General features: G+C 55.9%; 15 protein-coding genes, 2 tRNA genes and 3 pseudogenes. 6 read left to right on the forward strand and 14 right to left on the reverse strand.

The window, feature by feature from the left end:
• Positions 1–231, reverse strand: a pseudogene (locus M0974_RS27070) (hypothetical protein); the annotation flags it as partial.
• The gene (locus M0974_RS27075; protein WP_297844412.1) at positions 228–1877 is read right to left on the reverse strand and encodes a cyclic peptide export ABC transporter; all 1650 of its coding nucleotides are present in this window, start codon (positions 1875–1877) and stop codon (positions 228–230) included. The pseudogene M0974_RS27070 and the gene M0974_RS27075, both read right to left, overlap by 4 nt.
• Positions 1878–2205: 328 nt before the next feature.
• On the opposite strand from M0974_RS27075, the gene M0974_RS27080 reads away from it, so the two are divergent.
• Both M0974_RS27080 and M0974_RS27085 read left to right on the forward strand, forming a co-directional pair.
• Positions 2206–3543: a SidA/IucD/PvdA family monooxygenase gene (locus tag M0974_RS27080; protein ID WP_297844415.1), complete on the forward strand. Its 1338-nt coding sequence runs from the start codon at positions 2206–2208 to the stop codon at positions 3541–3543.
• Between the two features lie 78 nt (positions 3544–3621).
• Positions 3622–4878: an alpha/beta fold hydrolase gene (locus tag M0974_RS27085; protein WP_297844418.1), complete on the forward strand. Its 1257-nt coding sequence runs from the start codon at positions 3622–3624 to the stop codon at positions 4876–4878.
• 7 nt (positions 4879–4885) lie between these two features.
• Here the strand turns inward: M0974_RS27085 and M0974_RS27090 are convergent, their stop codons facing one another.
• The 10 genes from M0974_RS27090 to M0974_RS27135 form a co-directional block, all read right to left on the reverse strand.
• Positions 4886–5653: an ATP-binding cassette domain-containing protein gene (locus M0974_RS27090; RefSeq protein WP_297844420.1), complete on the reverse strand. Its 768-nt coding sequence runs from the start codon at positions 5651–5653 to the stop codon at positions 4886–4888.
• A 93-nt stretch (positions 5654–5746) separates the two neighbouring features.
• Entirely contained in the window at positions 5747–6817 is a 1071-nt protein-coding gene (locus tag M0974_RS27095; protein ID WP_297844423.1) for a chemotaxis response regulator protein-glutamate methylesterase, read from the reverse strand.
• Positions 6786–7316, reverse strand: a complete 531-nt coding sequence (locus M0974_RS27100) for a chemotaxis protein CheD (protein WP_297844425.1) — start codon at positions 7314–7316, stop codon at positions 6786–6788. Before M0974_RS27100 ends, M0974_RS27095 begins: the two co-directional genes overlap by 32 nt.
• On the reverse strand, positions 7313–8122 hold the full coding sequence (locus tag M0974_RS27105) for a protein-glutamate O-methyltransferase CheR (protein ID WP_297844427.1): 810 nt from the start codon (positions 8120–8122) through the stop codon (positions 7313–7315). The genes M0974_RS27100 and M0974_RS27105 overlap by 4 nt, the downstream gene beginning before the upstream one ends.
• A 19-nt stretch (positions 8123–8141) precedes the next feature.
• Positions 8142–8675 carry a chemotaxis protein CheW gene (locus M0974_RS27110; RefSeq protein ID WP_297844430.1) on the reverse strand — a complete coding sequence of 178 codons (534 nt, stop codon included), beginning with the start codon at positions 8673–8675 and terminating at the stop codon, positions 8142–8144.
• Between the two features lie 26 nt (positions 8676–8701).
• Positions 8702–10360 (reverse strand): methyl-accepting chemotaxis protein, encoded by a 1659-nt coding sequence (locus M0974_RS27115; RefSeq protein ID WP_297844433.1) that lies wholly within the window; start codon positions 10358–10360, stop codon positions 8702–8704.
• Between the two features lie 30 nt (positions 10361–10390).
• Positions 10391–12448, reverse strand: a complete 2058-nt coding sequence (locus M0974_RS27120) for a chemotaxis protein CheA (protein ID WP_297844436.1) — start codon at positions 12446–12448, stop codon at positions 10391–10393.
• A 54-nt stretch (positions 12449–12502) separates the two neighbouring features.
• Positions 12503–12826 carry a lipid asymmetry maintenance protein MlaB gene (locus tag M0974_RS27125; protein ID WP_297844439.1) on the reverse strand — a complete coding sequence of 108 codons (324 nt, stop codon included), beginning with the start codon at positions 12824–12826 and terminating at the stop codon, positions 12503–12505.
• A gap of 12 nt (positions 12827–12838) precedes the next feature.
• On the reverse strand, positions 12839–13207 hold the full coding sequence (locus tag M0974_RS27130) for a response regulator (RefSeq protein ID WP_297844442.1): 369 nt from the start codon (positions 13205–13207) through the stop codon (positions 12839–12841).
• 10 nt (positions 13208–13217) lie between these two features.
• Positions 13218–14333 (reverse strand): methyl-accepting chemotaxis protein, encoded by a 1116-nt coding sequence (locus tag M0974_RS27135; RefSeq protein ID WP_297844449.1) that lies wholly within the window; start codon positions 14331–14333, stop codon positions 13218–13220.
• A gap of 536 nt (positions 14334–14869) precedes the next feature.
• Here M0974_RS27135 and M0974_RS27140 point away from each other — a divergent pair.
• Together M0974_RS27140 and M0974_RS27145 are read left to right on the forward strand one after the other, a co-directional pair.
• A tRNA-Cys gene (locus M0974_RS27140) sits at positions 14870–14943 on the forward strand.
• Positions 14944–15083: 140 nt separating this feature from the next.
• Positions 15084–15170: transfer RNA gene (locus M0974_RS27145), tRNA-Leu, on the forward strand.
• A gap of 82 nt (positions 15171–15252) precedes the next feature.
• On the opposite strand, the pseudogene M0974_RS27150 reads toward M0974_RS27145, so the two are convergent.
• Positions 15253–15738 (reverse strand): annotated as a pseudogene (locus M0974_RS27150) (tyrosine-type recombinase/integrase); the annotation flags it as partial.
• Between the two features lie 865 nt (positions 15739–16603).
• Positions 16604–16763, reverse strand: a pseudogene (locus M0974_RS27155) (IS630 family transposase); the annotation flags it as partial.
• 535 nt (positions 16764–17298) lie between these two features.
• Between M0974_RS27155 and M0974_RS27160 the strand changes: the two are divergent.
• Complete coding sequence (locus M0974_RS27160; RefSeq protein ID WP_297844444.1) at positions 17299–17547, forward strand: acyl carrier protein; 249 nt, start codon at positions 17299–17301, stop codon at positions 17545–17547.
• Positions 17548–17590: 43 nt separating this feature from the next.
• Positions 17591–17953, forward strand: a complete 363-nt coding sequence (locus tag M0974_RS27165) for a hypothetical protein (RefSeq protein ID WP_297844447.1) — start codon at positions 17591–17593, stop codon at positions 17951–17953.
• Positions 17954–17988: the final 35 nt, after the last annotated feature.

Raw genomic sequence — 17988 nt, forward strand, 5'->3', positions numbered from 1 at the left:
CACCGATGCGGGCAGTTGCGGCTCTCGGACACTCTCGCGGTACAGCTCGTTCTCAGCAGTGGCGATGGGTGCCACGCCGAGGGCTAGTAGGGTTTGTACCAGGCCCCAATCCAGCGCGACCAGTCGATCAAGCGCTGGCGTGCTGAAAGCGAATGCCCGAGGGGCGAGCATAAAACCGGCCAACGCCATCAGGCAGCGTCGCCGGTCAATCATGAGGCGGTGTTGGCTCATGCGGGCACAAGTTCAGGTATTCGTTGGCCTGCGGCCAGGCGCACCAGTTGGTCGGCGCAGTCGAAATAACGGTCGTCGTGGGAGATGACGATGATGGTCTTGCCTAAAGCTTTCAGGCTCGGCAGCAATTCTGAATAAAAAATCCCGCGAAAGGTCGGATCCTGGTCGGCAGCCCATTCATCGAACACCAAGACCGGTCGACCTTCGGTCCAGGCTTGTAGCAGGGCCAGGCGTTTACGCTGCCCGGTGGACAAGTCGGTGGTGGAAAAAGTGTTGTCCTTGAGGCTGACCTTGTGCCCGATCTCCAGGCGCTCCAGGTATTTGGCTGCATCCTCGGGAATGACGTCGCTGCCCTGAATCAGGTCTTCGAACAGGAAATAATCGGAGAAAATCGTGGTAAACAGCTGGCGGTAATCGTCGCGTGTCTGCGCCGTCACTGGAGCACCGTTGAGCAGCACCTGGCCTTGTTGCGGCTCGTACAAACCGAGCAGCAGCTTGATCAAGGTGGTCTTGCCACAGCCGTTTTCGCCGACGATAAACAGGATCTCACCGGGACGAATATCCAGATCCAGAGGTCCGATTTCGAACGGTTGATTGCCTTCGGTCGCCGGGTAAGCGTAATGCACGCCGCGCAGCTCAAGGGATTCCAGCGGGGCAACGTTTTGTGGCTTGTCCTTCAGCAACAAGTACGGTTCAGGCGAGGCGAACTGTGCCGACAATTCGGCAATACGGCGGAAGGCAACTTGGGCACGGCCAACCACTGGCAAGTTACCGATGACGCTTTCCAGCGGACCTTTCATGTACAGCAGCACCAGGATGAAACCGCTGAGCGTTGCTTTATCGGTGCTTGGCCAGATGGCCTGGAAGAACAGCGCTACGCCGATAACAATGAAGAACAGGGTCGAACCCATGCCCTTGGCGATGACAAACAGGTTGATCGAGCTGATTTGAATGGCGCAGATCCGGTCAATGGTGTCCTGTAGTTTGACGTTGTACAGGCGCAGGCGGCGAGGGCGGTTGATGCGCAGTTCCTTGGCACCTTCGGCGATGGCGCGGTACTGCTTCTGCAATTCGTCTTCGTGTTCCCGTGCGGCGAAAAAACCATTGATGCCGCGATTACTGGCGAAATACTGGATGACGCTGCCGATGATGATCGCCACCCCGGTGGTCAGAAACATGGTCCATGACAGCCACGCCATGTACCCCAGGCAACCCATGGTCACGCTCAACGACACGGCCAAGGGCGAGAACGAGAAGGCGAAATCGCTGATGGTGTCGACGTCGTGGGTCAACACCGGAATCAGTCGATGGCTGCGGTAGCGTTCAAGTTGTTCGATGGGCGCCGATAGGATCCGTGTGCCGAGTTCTTTGCGCAGTCGGGCGATGACGTGCTGACCCACGTAGTTGGTGCCGATGTCCGAAAGGATCGAGCCGACCAGCGCCAGCACGCACAAACCGGCGAAGCCCAACAGCAGTGTCGTGGAGGTATCGCCTTCGGCATGCAGGCTGTTGTTGATGGTGGCCAGCAGCGCGGTGATGCCCAAACCACCCAAAATACCCAGCACGATGGACGTAATCAGCACCAGGCGGAACTGGCGGAGCAATTGCAGAACCGCGCTAAGCGTGCTTTGCGGAGGGGTTTGCATCGATGTTTCCTTCACAGTGGAAAGACAAGCCTGTGTGAGGCAAAAAGTGCCGCTAATGTCCATCAGACGACGACTGATCTGCGTCGGGATTTACCCAGAACTCATAAAAAAGGGCACTGCAGTACTGATCTGCCAGCGCCCTTATCGTCCCATACGCGAATAGTAACGATTATGAGTACTATTTAGGTAGCTTTGTTTTTATTTCTTCTGTGCGCTAAATCCCTCCGTTCGTGTCTCGTCACCGTTGATGAATTTGGCCAGGCACCTGGGCAACAGATAACAGGGCCGACTGCACAGACTGGCCCCTGTACATCGAGAGGTTTGCGAGATGACACAACAGATGAACGTCGCGCCAGCAGCATATGATCTTTTGGGGATCGGCTTTGGCCCGTCCAACCTGGCCTTGGCCATTGCACTGCAGGAGCTGGGGGAGCAGCGTAATCAGCCATTGCGCAGCTTGTTTCTCGACCGACAGAAAGACTATCGCTGGCATGGCAACACCTTGGTCGCGCAGAGTGAACTGCAGATTTCCTTCCTCAAAGACTTGGTCACGCTGCGCAATCCTCAGAGCCCCTACAGCTTTGTGAATTACCTGCACACCCAAGGCCGCCTGGCTGACTTCATCAACCTCGGCACTTTTTACCCGTGCCGCATGGAGTACAACGACTACCTGCGCTGGGTCGCCGGGCACTTCACCGAGCAGAGCGGCTACGGCGAAGAAGTCCTGCGCATTGAGCCGGTGATCAGCGCCGGTCGCAACGTGGAGCGTCTGCAAGTGGTCTCCCGCGACACCGAAGGTCGCGAGCACATTCGTCATACCCATTCACTGGCTTTGAGCACCGGTGGCACGCCTAAAATTCCGTTGGTGTTTGCCGGTTTGAAGGGCAACGAGCGGGTGTTCCACCATGCTCAGTACCTGCAGAGCATGGCAACGATGCCGTGTGTCGACGGTCGGCCAATGCGCATCGCGGTGGTTGGTGGCGGCCAAAGCGCCGCCGAGGCCTTTATCGATTTGAACGACAGTTATCCGTCGGCTCAAGTCGATATGATCCTGCGCGCGGCGGTACTGAAACCAGCGGACGACAGTCCGTTCGTCAACGAGATATTCGCCCCGGAATACACTGATCTGGTGTTCAACCAACCGGAAGATGATCGCGACCGCCTGATAAACGAGTACCACAACACCAACTATTCGGTAGTGGATCTGGACTTGATCGAACGCATCTACGGGATTTTCTACCGGCAGAAAGTTTCCCGTCAGTTCCGTCATGGCTTCTTGTGCCGACGGGTGATCGAGACGGCGCATCAGGAGGGCGGGCAGATCGAACTTCGGCTCAATGACATCGCCACCGGCACCATTGAAAGCCACCGTTACGATGCAGTGATTCTTGCTACCGGCTATGAGCGTACGTCGCATCGTCGCTTGCTCGAACCACTGGCTGAATATTTGGGTGACTTCGTCGCCGGTCGTGACTACCGTTTGGCGTCGGACCCACGGCTGCAAGCGTCGATCTTCATTCAGGGTTTCTGTCAGGCCAGTCACGGTCTGAGCGACACCTTACTGTCGGTGTTGCCGGCAAGGGCCGGTGAGATTGCCGATGCGCTGTATGAGCTACCGCGCCATCGTCGTCAGGAAATTGCCAAGGCTGTGGCGCAAAGGGCATAAGAGCATTGAGCTCTGGCAGTCCATCAAGGGTGCGAGGCATAGGACGCGCGCCCTTTTGTTCGTTTGTTTGGAGTCGTTATGTTTTCGCGCACTGTTTTCAGCGCTTTATTGGTCACTATGGCGTGCGCGCCTCTGGCGTCCGTCAACGCGGCCACTCCAGTGGCGGGCGAAGTACTCTCAAGCACTACGTTGAAGACTTTTACGGTGGCCGAGATGGACGCCGAACTCGGTGACCAACGTGGCTACATTGGCGCGCCACGCTGTGACGTGCGTTTGGTGGATCTGACGTATGCCACGCGCGGTGTGCATGGCGAACCGGCCACTGCATCGGCTATGTTGCTGCTGCCAGAAGGCAAGAATTGTGAAGGGCCGTATCCGCTGCTGGGGTGGGCGCGGGGCACCGATACTCAACGTAATTCTGAGCAAGCCCAAAGCTTGTTGAAGAGCGGCGACAGCGCATTGCTCGCGTTCTTCGCCGCCCAAGGCTACGCAGTGGTCGCCACTGACTATTTGGGGTTGGGGCGTTCCGACTACCCGTTCCACCCGTATTTGCATGCGGACTCCGAAGCGAGTGCAATCATTGATGCCTTGCGCGCCGCACGGCGACTAGGCAGCGACCTGCACGCGCCGTTGTCGGGCAAGGTGATGCTGGCTGGATATTCCCAGGGGGGACATGCGGCAATGGCCGCGCAACGGGCCATTGAGCGTGACAACAGTGCCGAATTCAATTTGGTGGCCAGCGCGCCGATGTCAGGGCCTTATTCGTTGTCGCAGACGTTTCTTGGTAGTTGGACCGGCACCACGGCGGCGGGCACCAACACCTTGGCGCCTTACTTGCTGGCCTACACACTGGCGGGTATGCAGGGGGTTTACGGCAATATCTACGGTGATCCGCAGCAAGTGTTCCGTCAGCCATGGGCGGCGCAGCTGAAGAATGGGTTCCCCGGACCGCAAAACATTTTCGAGATGCTTGGCAAGCAGACCTTGCCGCCCGCGCAGGAGCTGGATCAATTGCGTGCCCCGGCGTTTACTCAGGCGTTTATGGATGACCCGAAGATGCCGTTTCGTCAGGCATTAGCCCGTAACGATTTGCTCGACTGGACGCCCCGTACACCGACGCTGTTATGCGGATCAACCCGTGATGGCGTGGTTGCGTTCGCCAATAGCCAGGCGGCGGAGATGGCTTTCGCAAGCCGTGGCGCGCCGGTCAAATTGATCGACGTAAGCCCGCAGATTCCGTTGGATGTGGACGGGGTGAATGTGCATACACGGGCGGCGGCGTATTTGTGTATTGGCGCGGTTCGTCAGCAGTTGCTGGATCCCGCGCGGTCGTAAAACCAGATCAATAATGAAAACTGATCGGGCTGCCATCAACCGGATGCGGCAGTACGCCCATGCCGATGCCGTAGATGGCGCCAAGTGTTTCGCTGTTCATCAGGTCGGCGGGGGCGCCTTGGGTCAGGAGGCTACCGCTGTGCAGCGCCACCAGATGATCGCAATAGCGGGCGGCCATGTTGATTTCGTGGAGCACCACGATCACCCCAAGGTCCAGTTCGTGGCTGAGTTTACGCACCAGCGACAGCACCTCAACCTGGTGCGCGATGTCCAGCGCTGACGTTGGTTCATCCAGCAGCAGGTAGCGGCTATTTTGCGCCAGTAGCATCGCCAGCCAGACCCGCTGGCGTTCGCCGCCGGACAAATCATCCACCCGCTGTGCGGCGTACACCTGGGTGTGGGTGAGTTCCATGGCGCGGTCGACTTGGGCGCGATCGTCAGCACCAAAACGGCCAAACGCACCGTGCCACGGGTACCGACCGAAACACACCAGTTCGCGCACGGTCAGCTCATCGGCAGCCGGTAATTGCTGCGGCAGGTAGGCGACCTGGCGGGCGAAATCGCGGCTTTTCCATTTTTCCAACGGCTGACCATCCAGCGTCAGGTGGCCGCCGGTGGTCAGCTGCTGACGCGCCAGCAGTTTGATCAGCGTCGACTTGCCCGAACCGTTATGACCGATCAGCCCGATCATTTGCCCGTGGGGCAGTTGCAGGTCCAGGGGGTGGAGCAGGGTGCGCCCGGGGATGCCAAAGGTGACGGCCTGTAGATCAAACATGAACGCGGCTACGTGGAAAAGGACCAGGGCAATTTAATGCATATGATAAGCAATATCAAATAGGCGCGTCGTTCTGACAGTCCGCTACGGTCTTCACTTGCCCATTACCGCCAGATGAATCTCGTGCAACGGCAAAATCCGCTTGGCCGCGCCGAGCTTGATCGCTTCCTTGGGCATGCCGAATACCACGCAGCTGGCTTCGTCCTGAGCCACGGTGGTGGCGCCGGCGTCGAGCATTTCCTTGAGGCCACGGGCGCCGTCGTCGCCCATACCGGTCATGATGATTCCGCTGGCGTTCTTGCCGGCGAACTTGGCGACCGAGCGAAACAGCACGTCCACGGACGGCCGATGCCGGTTGACCTGGGGTCCGTCGACCACCTGAACGTGGTAATACGCACCGCTGCGGGTTAGCAGCATATGCTTGCCGCCGGGAGCGATCAGCGCCAGGCCTGGCAGCACACGGTCGTTGTGGCGGGCTTCACGTACTTCGATCTGCGAGATGCTGTTAAGGCGTTCAGCAAACGCGGCGGTGAACTTTTCCGGCATGTGCTGGACGATGACGATCCCGGGGCACACGCGGGGCAGGGCTGTCAGTACGGCTTCTAGCGCTTGGGTGCCGCCAGTCGAGGTACCGATCGCAACGATGCGTTCAGTGGTCTGCGGCATGGCATGGCCGTGGGCCGCGGACAGAATCACGTCTGCGCTCAACTTGCCGGCAGATTCGACGCGCGGCGCCGCAACGCGTTTGCCGAGGTTTTTTACGTTGGCATTGGCCGCAGCGCGAATCGCTCCAATCAATTCAGCGGATGACTCAAGCAGAAAGTTCTTTAGCCCGACTTTCGGTTTGGTGATGATCTCCACTGCGCCTGCCGAGAGGGCCTGCAACGTAGTTTCCGCACCTTTTTCCGTCAGTGATGAACAGATCACCACTGGCGTGGGTCTTTCTGCCATGATTTTTTTCAGAAACGTGATGCCGTCCATGCGCGGCATTTCCACGTCCAGCACGATAACGTCGGGCCATTCCCGTGCAAGCTTGTCCATGGCGAAAATCGGGTCGGACGCAGCGGCCATCAACTGAATGTCTGGCGTGCTCTCGAGAATGGCCTGCAACACCTGCCGCACTACGGCGGAGTCATCGACGACCAGTACCCTTATCTTTTTCATCGTTGCCTTCAGCCGTTTTCAATGAGGTGTGTCTAACCCAGACGTGACCGCTCCAGGTGTCGAAGAAAATGTTGCGATGGCCGATGCCACCCATGTCCTGGCCCTTGGGGACTAACCGTGATTGCTCGGCAAATTGATGCGCGGCTGCCACATTCATGCGCGCTATATTGCCGCCCATGATGTCGCGGCGTTGTGTTGGAAACATCGAGCCGCCGCCGAACAGCTTGAGCTGGTATTCGTCAATAGCGCTGCGGCGCGCCATCGCTTCCTGCTTGAATAGCGCTAGTGCTTCGTCGACGTACCTACCATCCAAGGCGGCGCCTCGGTGCGCTCTTGCCGGCAGCATGCAATGACACATGCCACCGATTTTACGCCTGGGGTGCCACAGGATAATCGCAATGCAAGAGCCGAGCAGTGTGCGCATCCGCGTTGGCTGGTCGCTGAAGTGAAACTCGCCTGGGGTCAGGTAGAGGTCGAGGGCGTCCGTGGGTTTTTTCATGGTTTCCGGTAAATCGACGGTGCGACCATCTTCAAGGCTTCGCTAACACCGTTCAGGCTTTCCGAGTGGCTGATGATGAAGTATCCGCCGGGCTTAAGCAGCGGCAACAGTTTGGTAACTACTTTGCGCTTGGTCTCTTGGTCGAAATAGATCATCACATTACGCAAGAAAATAACGTCGAACTCGCCCAGAGGCGGCAGTGCGTCGTTGAGATTGACCTGAATAAAATTGATCCGGTTGCGCAGTACCTTGTCGATCAAAAACGTACCGGCCTGATTACCGGTGCCTTTCAGGCAGTATTTCACCAGCAGTGACTGGGGCAGGGTACGAGCACGCTCCATTGGATAGTGGCCGGTGCGCGCCTTGGCCAGCACCTGAGTGCTGATGTCTGAACCGACGATCTCCCATGGCGTGGTGCTCAAACCTTCGGCCAAGGTCATGGCCAGGCTGTAAGGCTCTTCGCCGGATGAACTGGCCGCACTCCACACCCGAAAAAGTTTTCCGGGCAGAGCGTTGGGCAGCACCTTTTCCCGCAGGAAATCAAAATGCTTGGGTTCGCGAAAGAAATAGGTTTCGTTGGTGGTCAGCAGATCCAGTGCGACTTGCAGTTCCGCTGCGTTGTGGTCGCCCATGATCAGCTTGAAGTAGTCGCCGTAGCTATCCAGTTGGTACAGCTTGAGGCGCTTGAACAAACGGCCTGCCACCAAGGCCTTTTTTGCCGGTGACAGGTTGATGCCGGCAGCACGGTACAGCCACGTTTGGAATTGCTCGAACTCGCGATCACTCAGGGCGGCGGTGGTCAGCATGACAATCCTTGTCTGGTGTTCATTGCACGTCGCTGTGGGTGCTGGTTTCTGCGCCTGCAAGCCTGGACATTTCGTCGATGGACAGCACGTTATCGACTTCAAGCACGATAACAAACTTACCCTCGACCTTGGCCATACCGCTGATGAAGTCCGCACGCACTCGCGCACCGAAGCTAGGCGGCGGCTCAATTTCGGCGGCCGCAATCTCTAGTACCGCGCACACTGTGTCAACCAGCAGGCCGATGTCCTGTGCGTGGCCGTCCTCGGTATTGGCTTCGATAATCACCACACAACTACGTCGAGTGGTACCAGAGTTTTGCCGTCCGAAGCGTGCCGAGAGATCAACCACTGGCACCACCGCACCGCGTAAGTTGATCACCCCACGAACGAATGACGGCATCATCGGCACCACGGTGAGGTTGCCGTATTCGATGATTTCCTTAATGCCGAGAATGCCAATGGCAAACATCTCGCCACCGAGCATGAAGGTCAGGTACTGCGCCTCCTCTGCAAGGGCGGCGTTGGATTGCCGAGTGGTCACGATTGAGCCCATGCCTTATCTCCAAAAAATCGAACCCGTTAAAACCGGGTGAATTCGGTTTCATCAGGGCCGGCCGTTTGCTGGGCAAACGAGCGGCTGAGCTGGACGGGACGAGGCTGTTTACGGCTCGCATTTGGGGTGTTGTACGTAGGCTTATTAACGCTATGGAGCGGCTTGGCGTTCAGCGGCGCAGCGTCCAGGGTAAAGAAGCTCATCGCTTGTTGCAGCTGCTCGGCCTGGCTGCTCATCTCTTCGGCAGTGGCCGCCAGCTCCTCGCTGCTTGAAGCGTTTTGCTGGGTGACCTGATTGAGCTGGGTCATGGCGGTGTTGATTTGTGCCACACCTGCGGCCTGTTCTTCGGACGCGGCACTGATTTCCTGAACCAGGTCTGAAGTTTTGTTGATCGACGGGACCATTTCGTCCAGCAGTTTGCCAGCGCGCTCAGCCAACTCGACACTGCTGCCCGACAACTCGCCAATTTCCTGAGCCGCCACTTGGCTGCGCTCAGCCAGTTTGCGCACTTCGGCAGCCACAACGGCGAAGCCTTTACCGTGCTCACCAGCCCTGGCCGCTTCGATGGCTGCGTTCAGCGCCAGCAGGTTGGTCTGATACGCAATGTCGTCAATGATGCTGATGCGCTGGGCGATTTTTTTCATTGCTACAACGGTCTGTTGAACCGATTGGCCACCGTCAGTGGCTTCCTTGGCAGCCTTGCTGGCCATGCCGTCGGTGACTTTGGCGTTCTCGGTATTTTGATTGATGCTCGCGCTCATCTGTTCGATGGAAGCGCTGGTTTCTTCGACGCTGGCCGCTTGTTCGCTGGTGGCCTGGCTCATGGACTGAGCAGTCGCACTGACTTGTTCCGACGCACTGGCCAGGTTATCGGCGGCGTTGCGCACTTCGCCGATGATGTGCGACAGCTTGCCGACCATGTTCTGCATAGCGTTGAGCACCATGCCGGTCTCGTCCTTGGACCCTACATCGATGTGGACATTGAGGTTGCCTTCGGCTAACTGGGACGCAACGCTGGCAGCCTGTTTCAGAGGTTTTGAAATTATCCGGGAAATGAACAGCGCCAGTCCAAGTCCAATAAGCAGTGCGGCTATCAATACGCCAATGATGGAAATTCGGGCATTTTCGTACAGCGCAGTTCCTCTCTCATTTGCGGCGGCGGCACCAGCATCATTCAGTTCCACCAGTTTCTGCAGGTCATTGGCGACAATTTCGAAAATACGCTTCGATTCGCCCTTGAGCAACGCTTTGGATTCGGCATCAAGATGCTGCTGAGAGAGCGCAAACAAGTTCTTGCTGACCGTCAGGTAAGCGGTCCAGTCGGCGCTAACCGTATCGTATTGCTGGCGCTCTTCAGGACTTGCAATGAGTTTGTCGTAAGCTACCAACCGGATTTCGAGCTGCTTTTTCGACTCGGCGGCTTCTTGCTCCAATGTGGCTTGTTCTTGGGGTGAATCCGCCAATATATGGCGGTTTTCTTTCAGGCGGTAATTCGCTGCAAAGAAACGCATGGCCGACGCATAACGCAACGAGGGCATCCAGTTGTCACGAATATCCGTGGTGGCTTGATTCACCTGGCCCAGCTGGATGATCGAGAACACACCCATTATCGAGGTCAGCGCCAGCACCGCAAGAAATGAAGCGATCAACTTCGTAGCGATTTTAAGATCGTAAAACCATTTCATCGGGTAATACCTCCATGAATTGCGAATTGCTTAACGAGCAGTAATAAGCGTTTGTGTTGCATATGAGCTGTGTCTGGCTTCCATCTGTACGATTTGTGCAAGCAATGCGGGCACGTCGAGAATCAACGCCACCGCACCGCTGCCCAAAATCGTCGAACCACTGATGCCGCGTAGCGCACTAAAGAGCTTTCCCAGTGGCTTGATCACGGTCTGAAACTCGCCCAATAAGTCGTCAACAACGAGTCCGGCTTTGAACTCACCGCAGCGCACCACTACGACGTTTTCGCGGCGTACCGGTTGGCCCTCATGGTTGAAGTGGTCGCGCAGGTAAACCAGCGGCAGCACTTCACCGCGCAAGTCCAGATAACTGCTGTCCCGAGCCTGCTGGCGTGTTTCTTCACTGAGCTCTATGCATTCCTGAACCATGTCCAGCGGGATCACATAACTTGCCTGGCCGATACCGACCAAAAAGCCGTTGATGATCGCCAGGGTCAGCGGCAGGCGAATCCGAATCCGCATGCCAAGGCCCGGCTGGCTGTCGAGGTCAACGGTGCCGCGCAGCAAGGTGATGTTGCGCTTGACCACGTCCATGCCAACACCGCGTCCGGAAAGGTTGGTAACCGCCTCTGCGGTGGAGAACCCCGGCTCGAAAATCAGGTTGTAGATTTCATGATCGGTCAGGGTTGCCGAGGCCGCTACCAGACCGCGTTCCTGGGCTTTTTGCAAAATACGGTCACGGTTGAGCCCGGCGCCATCGTCGGCAATTTCCAGAACGATGCTGCCGGAGTCGTGGTAGGCGTTTAGGTGCAACTGACCCTTGGCCGGTTTGCCCGCCGCGAGCCGCGCTTGAGGCGACTCGATGCCATGGTCCATGGCGTTGCGCAGCAAGTGCATCAACGGGTCACCAATTTTCTCGACCACGGTTTTATCCAGTTCGGTGTCGGCGCCACTGATGACTAAATCAATGTCCTTACCCAGCTCCTGGCTAACATCACGTACCACACGGCGGAAGCGATTGAAGGTGTCGCCGATGGGGACCATCCGCAGGCGTAATGCACCGTCGAGTATTTCCTCGACCAATCCCGATACCACCGAAGTGGACTCCTGCAACGGGCTGTTGAGGCTACTGCGGGCAAGCAAGCTCGCACCCGCGCTGGCGATAACCAGCTCACCCACCAGATTGATCAGTTCGTCGAGCTTGTCGGCGTTGACCCGGACGAAGCTGCCTTCTTTGCCCTTGGTTTCCTGCAGCGCCGTTTGTTTGTTCAGCACTGACGGTGCGACAACGGTCGCGACCGCTTGCTGTTCGATGAGGGGCTCATCCGGCGACACGGGGGGTTCAACGCTGTGCGGAGCGATGATGTGGATCACACAATCGTCGCGCACAAAGTCGAAGGCTTCATTGATGACGGTAAAGGTCGCGTCGGAGCGAAAATCGATCTCAAAACCCAGGTAGCAACTCTCTGGATCGAACGCCTCAAGGCTGGGCAGCTCCTCGGCAAGGGTGCTGATGTAGACGATCTCGCCGAGGGTGTTCAAATACCGCAGGAATGACAGCGGGTCCATGCCGTTACGAAACACGTCGTTGCCGAAACGCAGGGAGATGTGCCACAGCCCAGAAACACTTGTTGCGGGCGTGTGTACAGCCGATGTCGTGGCTTGCGGGGCACTCAGTGCGGTGATGTGCGGGGACTCCTGATACGCCTGCAAGCCATGGCGCAGTAGTGATTCACGGTCGTTGGCTGCCTGACTCAACGTGTCGCCTTGGCTGGCGATGACTTCGACCAGTTCCAGCATGTGATCTGCGCATTTCAACAGCAGCGCGATTAACGCCCCGTCGGCCGCCACCGCGCCATCGCGCAGCCGGTCCAGTACGTCTTCGACGATGTGGGTAAACCCGACGATGGGCATCAGGCCGAACAAACCGGCCGAGCCTTTGATGGTGTGCGCCGCGCGGAAGATTGCACCGAGGGTGTCAGCGTCATCAGGTTGGTTTTCAAGATGCAGTAACGACGTTTCCATGTCCTGAAGCAATTCACGGGCTTCAACGATGAACGTCTGCTGCGCCTGGTCGAGGTTAATCGTCACGATAAAGTCCTTTTCACTCCGAGTATTCGGATTACTGCTGAGGCGCTAAGTAATTCAATGGCTGCTGGCAGACACCACCAGTGGGTCGCCGAAATAACCCGCAAGGTCGCACAGCTCAAAGGTATCGAGTACGGCTTGACTGTGGCCAATCAAGCGCAGAGGACGTCCAAGCTGCAGCGTTTCGCGCTTGGCGAGCATCAGTAATTGCACCCCCGAGCTGTCCATTTCAGTGACCTGTGACAGGTCTATCTCCAGTTCGCCGGGCGGTGTCAGAAACGGCAATAACTCCGTAGCCAACTCGGCAGCGGTGTAGATAGTCATCTCACCTTCGATGCGCAAGTGGGAAACGCCGGCGTAGGTGTCGCAAATGATCGGCATGGCCGCAATTCCTCAGGGCATGATCAGTTTGGCGACGGCCGCTAGCATCTGCGCGGGCTGGAAAGGTTTGACCACCCACGCGCGAGCACCGGCGGCCTGACCCTCGGCTTTCTTGGATTCTTGGGATTCGGTGGTGAGCATGATGATCGGTGTGAATTTGTAGTTGGCCAGCTTCTTCACTTCTTTGACGAAAGTGATGCCGTCCATGTTTGGCATGTTCACGTCGCTGATGATCAAGTGGACTTTCTGTCCAGTGAGCTTGCCCAGCGCATCCTTACCATCGCTGGCCTCAGTCACATCGTAGCCAGCGCTTTTCAGCGTGATACTGACGACCTGGCGGACACTGCTGGAGTCGTCCACGACCATTATGTTTTTAGCCACGATTGAGCTCCTAGAAAAAAGTAATTTCAGCGGCCGCCGCCGCTTTCTTGCCGACGGATGATGTATTGCTGTCACGGTGGTTCTGGCGTTGTTCGTCGGTGGCGTAGGTGAGTTCCATCTCCGCCAACCATGCCGCTGCGTCGATCTGGACCGGGTGCCCTGGCGTCTTTCGTGAAGCTTGAAGCTGGCCGTGCAACGCCTGCATGTTGTTACGCACGTGGGCCAGGATCTGGCTGACCCGGTCCTGGAACTGCAAGCTGACCAACACTTCAGTCACCTCGTCGCGGATGCCGACGCTTTCCTGTTGCAGAAGGCTCGCTGAATCTGACAGGCGCCCGGTGATGCTTTTGAAACGCTCAAGAACCTGTTGGATGCTGATCTGAGAGCTGGCCACGGAGTCGTTGTCATTGTCAGAGCTGCTGGAAGCGGCCTGCACCAGTTGAGTGATCGCGCCGTTGATAATGTCGACCTTGGCCGACATTTTTTGCCCGGTTTCACTGGACTGGCTCGACAGCGTGCGGACCGCATCGGCCACCACCGCGAAGCCGCGTCCTGCTTCACCGGCACGGGCTGCTTCGATGGCCGCGTTCAGGGCCAGTAGGTTGGTTTGTTGTGCGATGGCGGCGACCTCAGCCGCCATGGTGCGCAGTTCGCCGGTGTAGGCGGTGAGGTTGTGGACCTGAGTCAGCATTTGATCGCGGCTGTATTGGCTGGCTTTCAGCGAGTCGATGACCTTCACCAACTCGACGTCGCTTTGAGCTAACACGTCGAGTGCGCTTCCCTCGGCTTTGCCAGACAAACTACCGGCCGCCGATTGCGAGGCGTTGACGGTTTCCTGTAGGCGGTTGGAGATGGCATAAAAACGGCTGCTCAACTCGACAATTGCAGTCTCGGTTTGCTGACGTGAACTTTCAACTTGCTTGGCCCAGATCGGCACTGCCTCCAGGCACACTGCTTCGAGGCCACTAGCGGCAGCGGTTGATTGCTGCAATTGCAACGCTGCACGCTCTGCGCTCAACGCGTGGGCCACTGCATGGGAAACGAATAGGACTTGTCGATTGGCGCTCCAGAAACCGGCAATAATCCCAACAAGCAAAAGCCCGGCACCCCACAACAGCGACGGCATCTGCAGGCCAACCAGCGTTAAGAGTAAGCCACTGCCAATTATCGAGATCACCAGCGGCAGCCAGAAAAAAGCAGCGGGACGGGGAGATGAGTAATCGGATTCGCCGTACATCGAAGGTATGGGCATTTCTCTTCCTTGAGTAGGTGAGGGGCACGATGGCTAATAGCTATATCTGCCAGTAAACTCAGAACTTGAGGTGTTGTCCAGACGAACGGCATTACTTTTCGGAATGAGGGCTTGAACTATATTCTTCCGTGTGCAAGCGAATATAAAGACTATCTTTTTGGATGTTTTTGTGGTTTTGGAGGCAAGTTAAGCCGTAATTTGTGTTGGCAGAGACGGCAGACCACTATCTGGAATTATTTCCCCTCAGTTCTTGACATGCCAGGTGAACAAGTCCAAAATTGCGTCCATTCCTGATGTGGGAATGTAAAAAAACCTATAGATTTCAAAGGGTTGAGAGATAGATTAATGTCTTTCCTTCAACTCAAAGTTGTATGCGTTTAGTGTCAGTTGTATTGACATCGAACGTTTGGGGCCGAGTAGCAAAATGGTTATGCTGCGGATTGCAAATCCGCCTACGCCGGTTCGATTCCGACCTCGGCCTCCATCATAAACAAGCTCCGTAGATCCATGATTTACGGAGCTTTTTTATTGGGTTTCAGCTGCAAGATTTTGTCGCATCTTGTGGGCCCAGTAAGCTTGCTTCACTGAGTAGGGATGTATATATTCCCTGCTCTTGGCGCTACCGCCCGAATGGCGAAATTGGTAGACGCAAGGGACTTAAAATCCCTCGTTCGTAAGGACGTGCCGGTTCGACCCCGGCTTCGGGCACCATTTAAAATCAAGGGCTTACCTGCGTTATTGCAGGTAGGCCCTTGTTAGTTTCTGGTCCGCAATTATGGCCTTGGTCCGCAATTCATCGAGTAGGGGTAACTTTCTTGCCCCTCCTGTCGCGGATGTACTGCTCAGTCATAACCACCGTCGTATGCCCAAGTTGATCTCTCGCCTGCATGATATCGCCGCTCGTTTCGGCCTTGTCGGTGCCAGCTTTCGCCCTCAAGTCTCGCATTTGGAACAGTGCTTTTTCAATTCCTGCAGCTTCCCTGGCTTTGTCAAAACGTCCCCTCAGCATCCCGTATGTCGTTGGCTGTCCGCTCTCCAGGACAACTGGTTTGGTCGACCTGGTTTTGTATCCAGCCTTTCTCTTTGCGATACGGGTCAGTAACACCTTCAGCTCGCCGACAATCTCGATGCGACGCTTTGCTCCAGTCTTACCCTGCTGAATCCATAACTGATCGTCCCGGATATGCCTGTCGTCCATTTTCAGCGTGTCCGAAATGCATTGAGCCGTCAGGTAGGACAAATCCAGAGCGTCTTTGAGCGGCTGATCGGCATGCTGGTACCCAAGCCGGTGAGGTGGGGCATCGCGCTCGCAATACTATTTGGTGCCGTTAGTGTTGGTTTTTTATTCGTGCCGGCACTTCATGCTTGGGCGCCTCCATCCCTCATGAAGATTTTAGGGCGGATTTAGGGCGAAACTGAGGCCGCTGGAAACAGTTACAGGCTTTTGAAATACAGTGGGATACCCGGTTTAAGCGGCCTCTAGCGGTATGGAAGGCCAATAGATGCGGGTTGTGCGGATCAAGATTCATTGCGCTGTCCTTCCGTTGTCCGCGCCGAAGTTGGCGCACCCCAGTCCTTGGGCTTGCAGGCAAAGGATTGGGAAATCCTGTTGCATGGAGGCAGGAGGCTACTCGATGACGGCCAGTTTTGGATATTCGCGGTATAAGACAAGGATGAGCTTGAAAACCTGACTTCCGATCAGGAAAAAGCGCTGAAGGCTGCCATTGGCGCGGATATGTGTGGGCCAACGAAGGTCGGGGTCTAGCAAAGTCCGGGTAAAAAACGTGCTGCAAAAATAACCCGCATCACGCCGTTTGCGACCTGCAAGGATGGTAAATGTTCGCCGTTGCGGCAAGAATTAAAGCGTATCCGGTTGTTTTACAACAAAAAATCCCCGGACTTAAAATTCCTCATTCGTAAGAATGTGCCGGTTCGACCCCAGCTTCGGGCACCATTTAAAATCAAGGGTCTTGAAATCTTGTCAATCACCGCTCGGAAGTAGGTGATTGATAGGGTTCGTTGATTAAATACACTCCTTGCTCTCCTAGTGACTGCCATCGACGCCCAGCGCTCACCCTCGGCGTCAGGTTCCTCCGGCAACACTTCTATCCTCTGTCGATGACCACCTCGGTGTTCCCGATCACGTCGACAACCTTCTCGGCAAAAAGAGGATGGTTGCTGATCTTGCGCGTTTTCAGCCGATGCGTCTCTTCGCGAGGCACCCCGTTGAGTCGTCAGGGTCAGGATTTCCTTTACTTTCTCCTCGCTGACCTTGCGAGGCTGGCCATCGTGGTGATCTGGCAGCAATTAGAGGGCGGCCAGTTTGCTTGGTTATGTATAAGGAAACGAATTAATCAGACAGGACACTAGATGAGGCACCCTTGGATGGAATTGATTCAGATGGGATTCAGAGGGTGGCGTTTCCAGGAAGCTAAAAGACAATCATCAAGGCGGTCAGCTTTGCCTGCAAGGTCCCGCTTAAACACATTGGCTAATATGATGACCTCTATCAATACTGTTTTTTTGCTCAATAACATGGCGCCATTAATCCCGCGTTCTGAAGAACCACCCATTCAATAATTCAATGATATTGTTGTTGTATAATCACTTAAGCGCGTGCACTGTAATGGCGTAATGATTTACCTGCTTCCACTTACATTTGCTGGACTCCACCGCTACCCTATGACCCTGACTCGGCTAAATAGCTCAGGGTTTGCTGATTGAAAACGGGCTCGATACTTGAGACCGGTACGCATTTCTTTCTTCCTGAAAGATGACCGCGCCTTCGGTTCTTGTCTTAAAACTTTCCTTGCTGTTCGCTGATATATGAGCAAATCAAATGAGTTTGAGCGAAACCGCAGTTTATAGTCGGCTAACCGAAATATTTCAGAGTGTATTTGACGAAGATGATTTGGTGGTAACGCCGAATACCACTGCTGACGATGTTTCGGGATGGGACAGTCTCACCCATGTTCGCCTTATCCTGACTGTAAGCAAGACCTTCGGCATAAAATTCTCGGCATCGGAAATTTCTTCCTTCAAGAATGTCGGTGAACTTGCGACGGCAATTTCCAAAAAGCACAACTAAGCGCCTCGGCGTACATACATGCTTTGGGTCAGGGAAACAAGACATGTCAAAATCGATAAGCGATCTTTCGTGGCTGGTGCAACCGCCTGCTGATTTTTCCGCTAAATGCCGTGAACTTAAGCCTGATACCCCCGATCTTGGACGTAGGATTCAAGCGCTGGCCAATTGCGCGATGGACGGAAATCACCTTCAGAAACTGGCAAATTCTATTCATAAATTACAAGCCGCCGACGCCTCGTTTGAGCCATTAACACAGATCCGCCTTGGTATTTTGGGCAATGGAACACAGGATTTTGTCGCGCCTGCGCTTGTGCCAGCGCAGCGCGGCATGGGCTGGCGCTTGAAACGGTCAAGGGCGAATATGATCAGATATTGCAAGATGCGACCGACGAACATTCTGCGATAAATGCTTTCCGTCCACATGCGGTGCTGATCGCCGTC

Origin of the sequence: Pseudomonas sp. (genome assembly GCF_026224925.1) — a bacterium.
GTDB lineage: Bacteria > Pseudomonadota > Gammaproteobacteria > Pseudomonadales > Pseudomonadaceae > Aquipseudomonas.

Excerpts from the sequence above, each read along its gene's own strand:
- M0974_RS27075 (WP_297844412.1), bottom strand. The coding sequence starts at position 1,877 with ATGCAAACCCCTCCGCAAAGCACGCTTAGCGCGGTTCTGCAATTGCTC.
- M0974_RS27080 (WP_297844415.1), top strand. The coding sequence starts at position 2,206 with ATGACACAACAGATGAACGTCGCGCCAGCAGCATATGATCTTTTGGGG.
- M0974_RS27085 (WP_297844418.1), top strand. The coding sequence starts at position 3,622 with ATGTTTTCGCGCACTGTTTTCAGCGCTTTATTGGTCACTATGGCGTGC.
- M0974_RS27090 (WP_297844420.1), bottom strand. The coding sequence starts at position 5,653 with ATGTTTGATCTACAGGCCGTCACCTTTGGCATCCCCGGGCGCACCCTG.
- M0974_RS27095 (WP_297844423.1), bottom strand. The coding sequence starts at position 6,817 with ATGAAAAAGATAAGGGTACTGGTCGTCGATGACTCCGCCGTAGTGCGG.
- M0974_RS27100 (WP_297844425.1), bottom strand. The coding sequence starts at position 7,316 with ATGAAAAAACCCACGGACGCCCTCGACCTCTACCTGACCCCAGGCGAG.
- M0974_RS27105 (WP_297844427.1), bottom strand. The coding sequence starts at position 8,122 with ATGCTGACCACCGCCGCCCTGAGTGATCGCGAGTTCGAGCAATTCCAA.
- M0974_RS27110 (WP_297844430.1), bottom strand. The coding sequence starts at position 8,675 with ATGGGCTCAATCGTGACCACTCGGCAATCCAACGCCGCCCTTGCAGAG.
- M0974_RS27115 (WP_297844433.1), bottom strand. The coding sequence starts at position 10,360 with ATGAAATGGTTTTACGATCTTAAAATCGCTACGAAGTTGATCGCTTCA.
- M0974_RS27125 (WP_297844439.1), bottom strand. The coding sequence starts at position 12,826 with ATGCCGATCATTTGCGACACCTACGCCGGCGTTTCCCACTTGCGCATC.
- M0974_RS27135 (WP_297844449.1), bottom strand. The coding sequence starts at position 14,333 with ATGCCGTCGCTGTTGTGGGGTGCCGGGCTTTTGCTTGTTGGGATTATT.
- M0974_RS27160 (WP_297844444.1), top strand. The coding sequence starts at position 17,299 with ATGAGTTTGAGCGAAACCGCAGTTTATAGTCGGCTAACCGAAATATTT.
- M0974_RS27165 (WP_297844447.1), top strand. The coding sequence starts at position 17,591 with ATGTCAAAATCGATAAGCGATCTTTCGTGGCTGGTGCAACCGCCTGCT.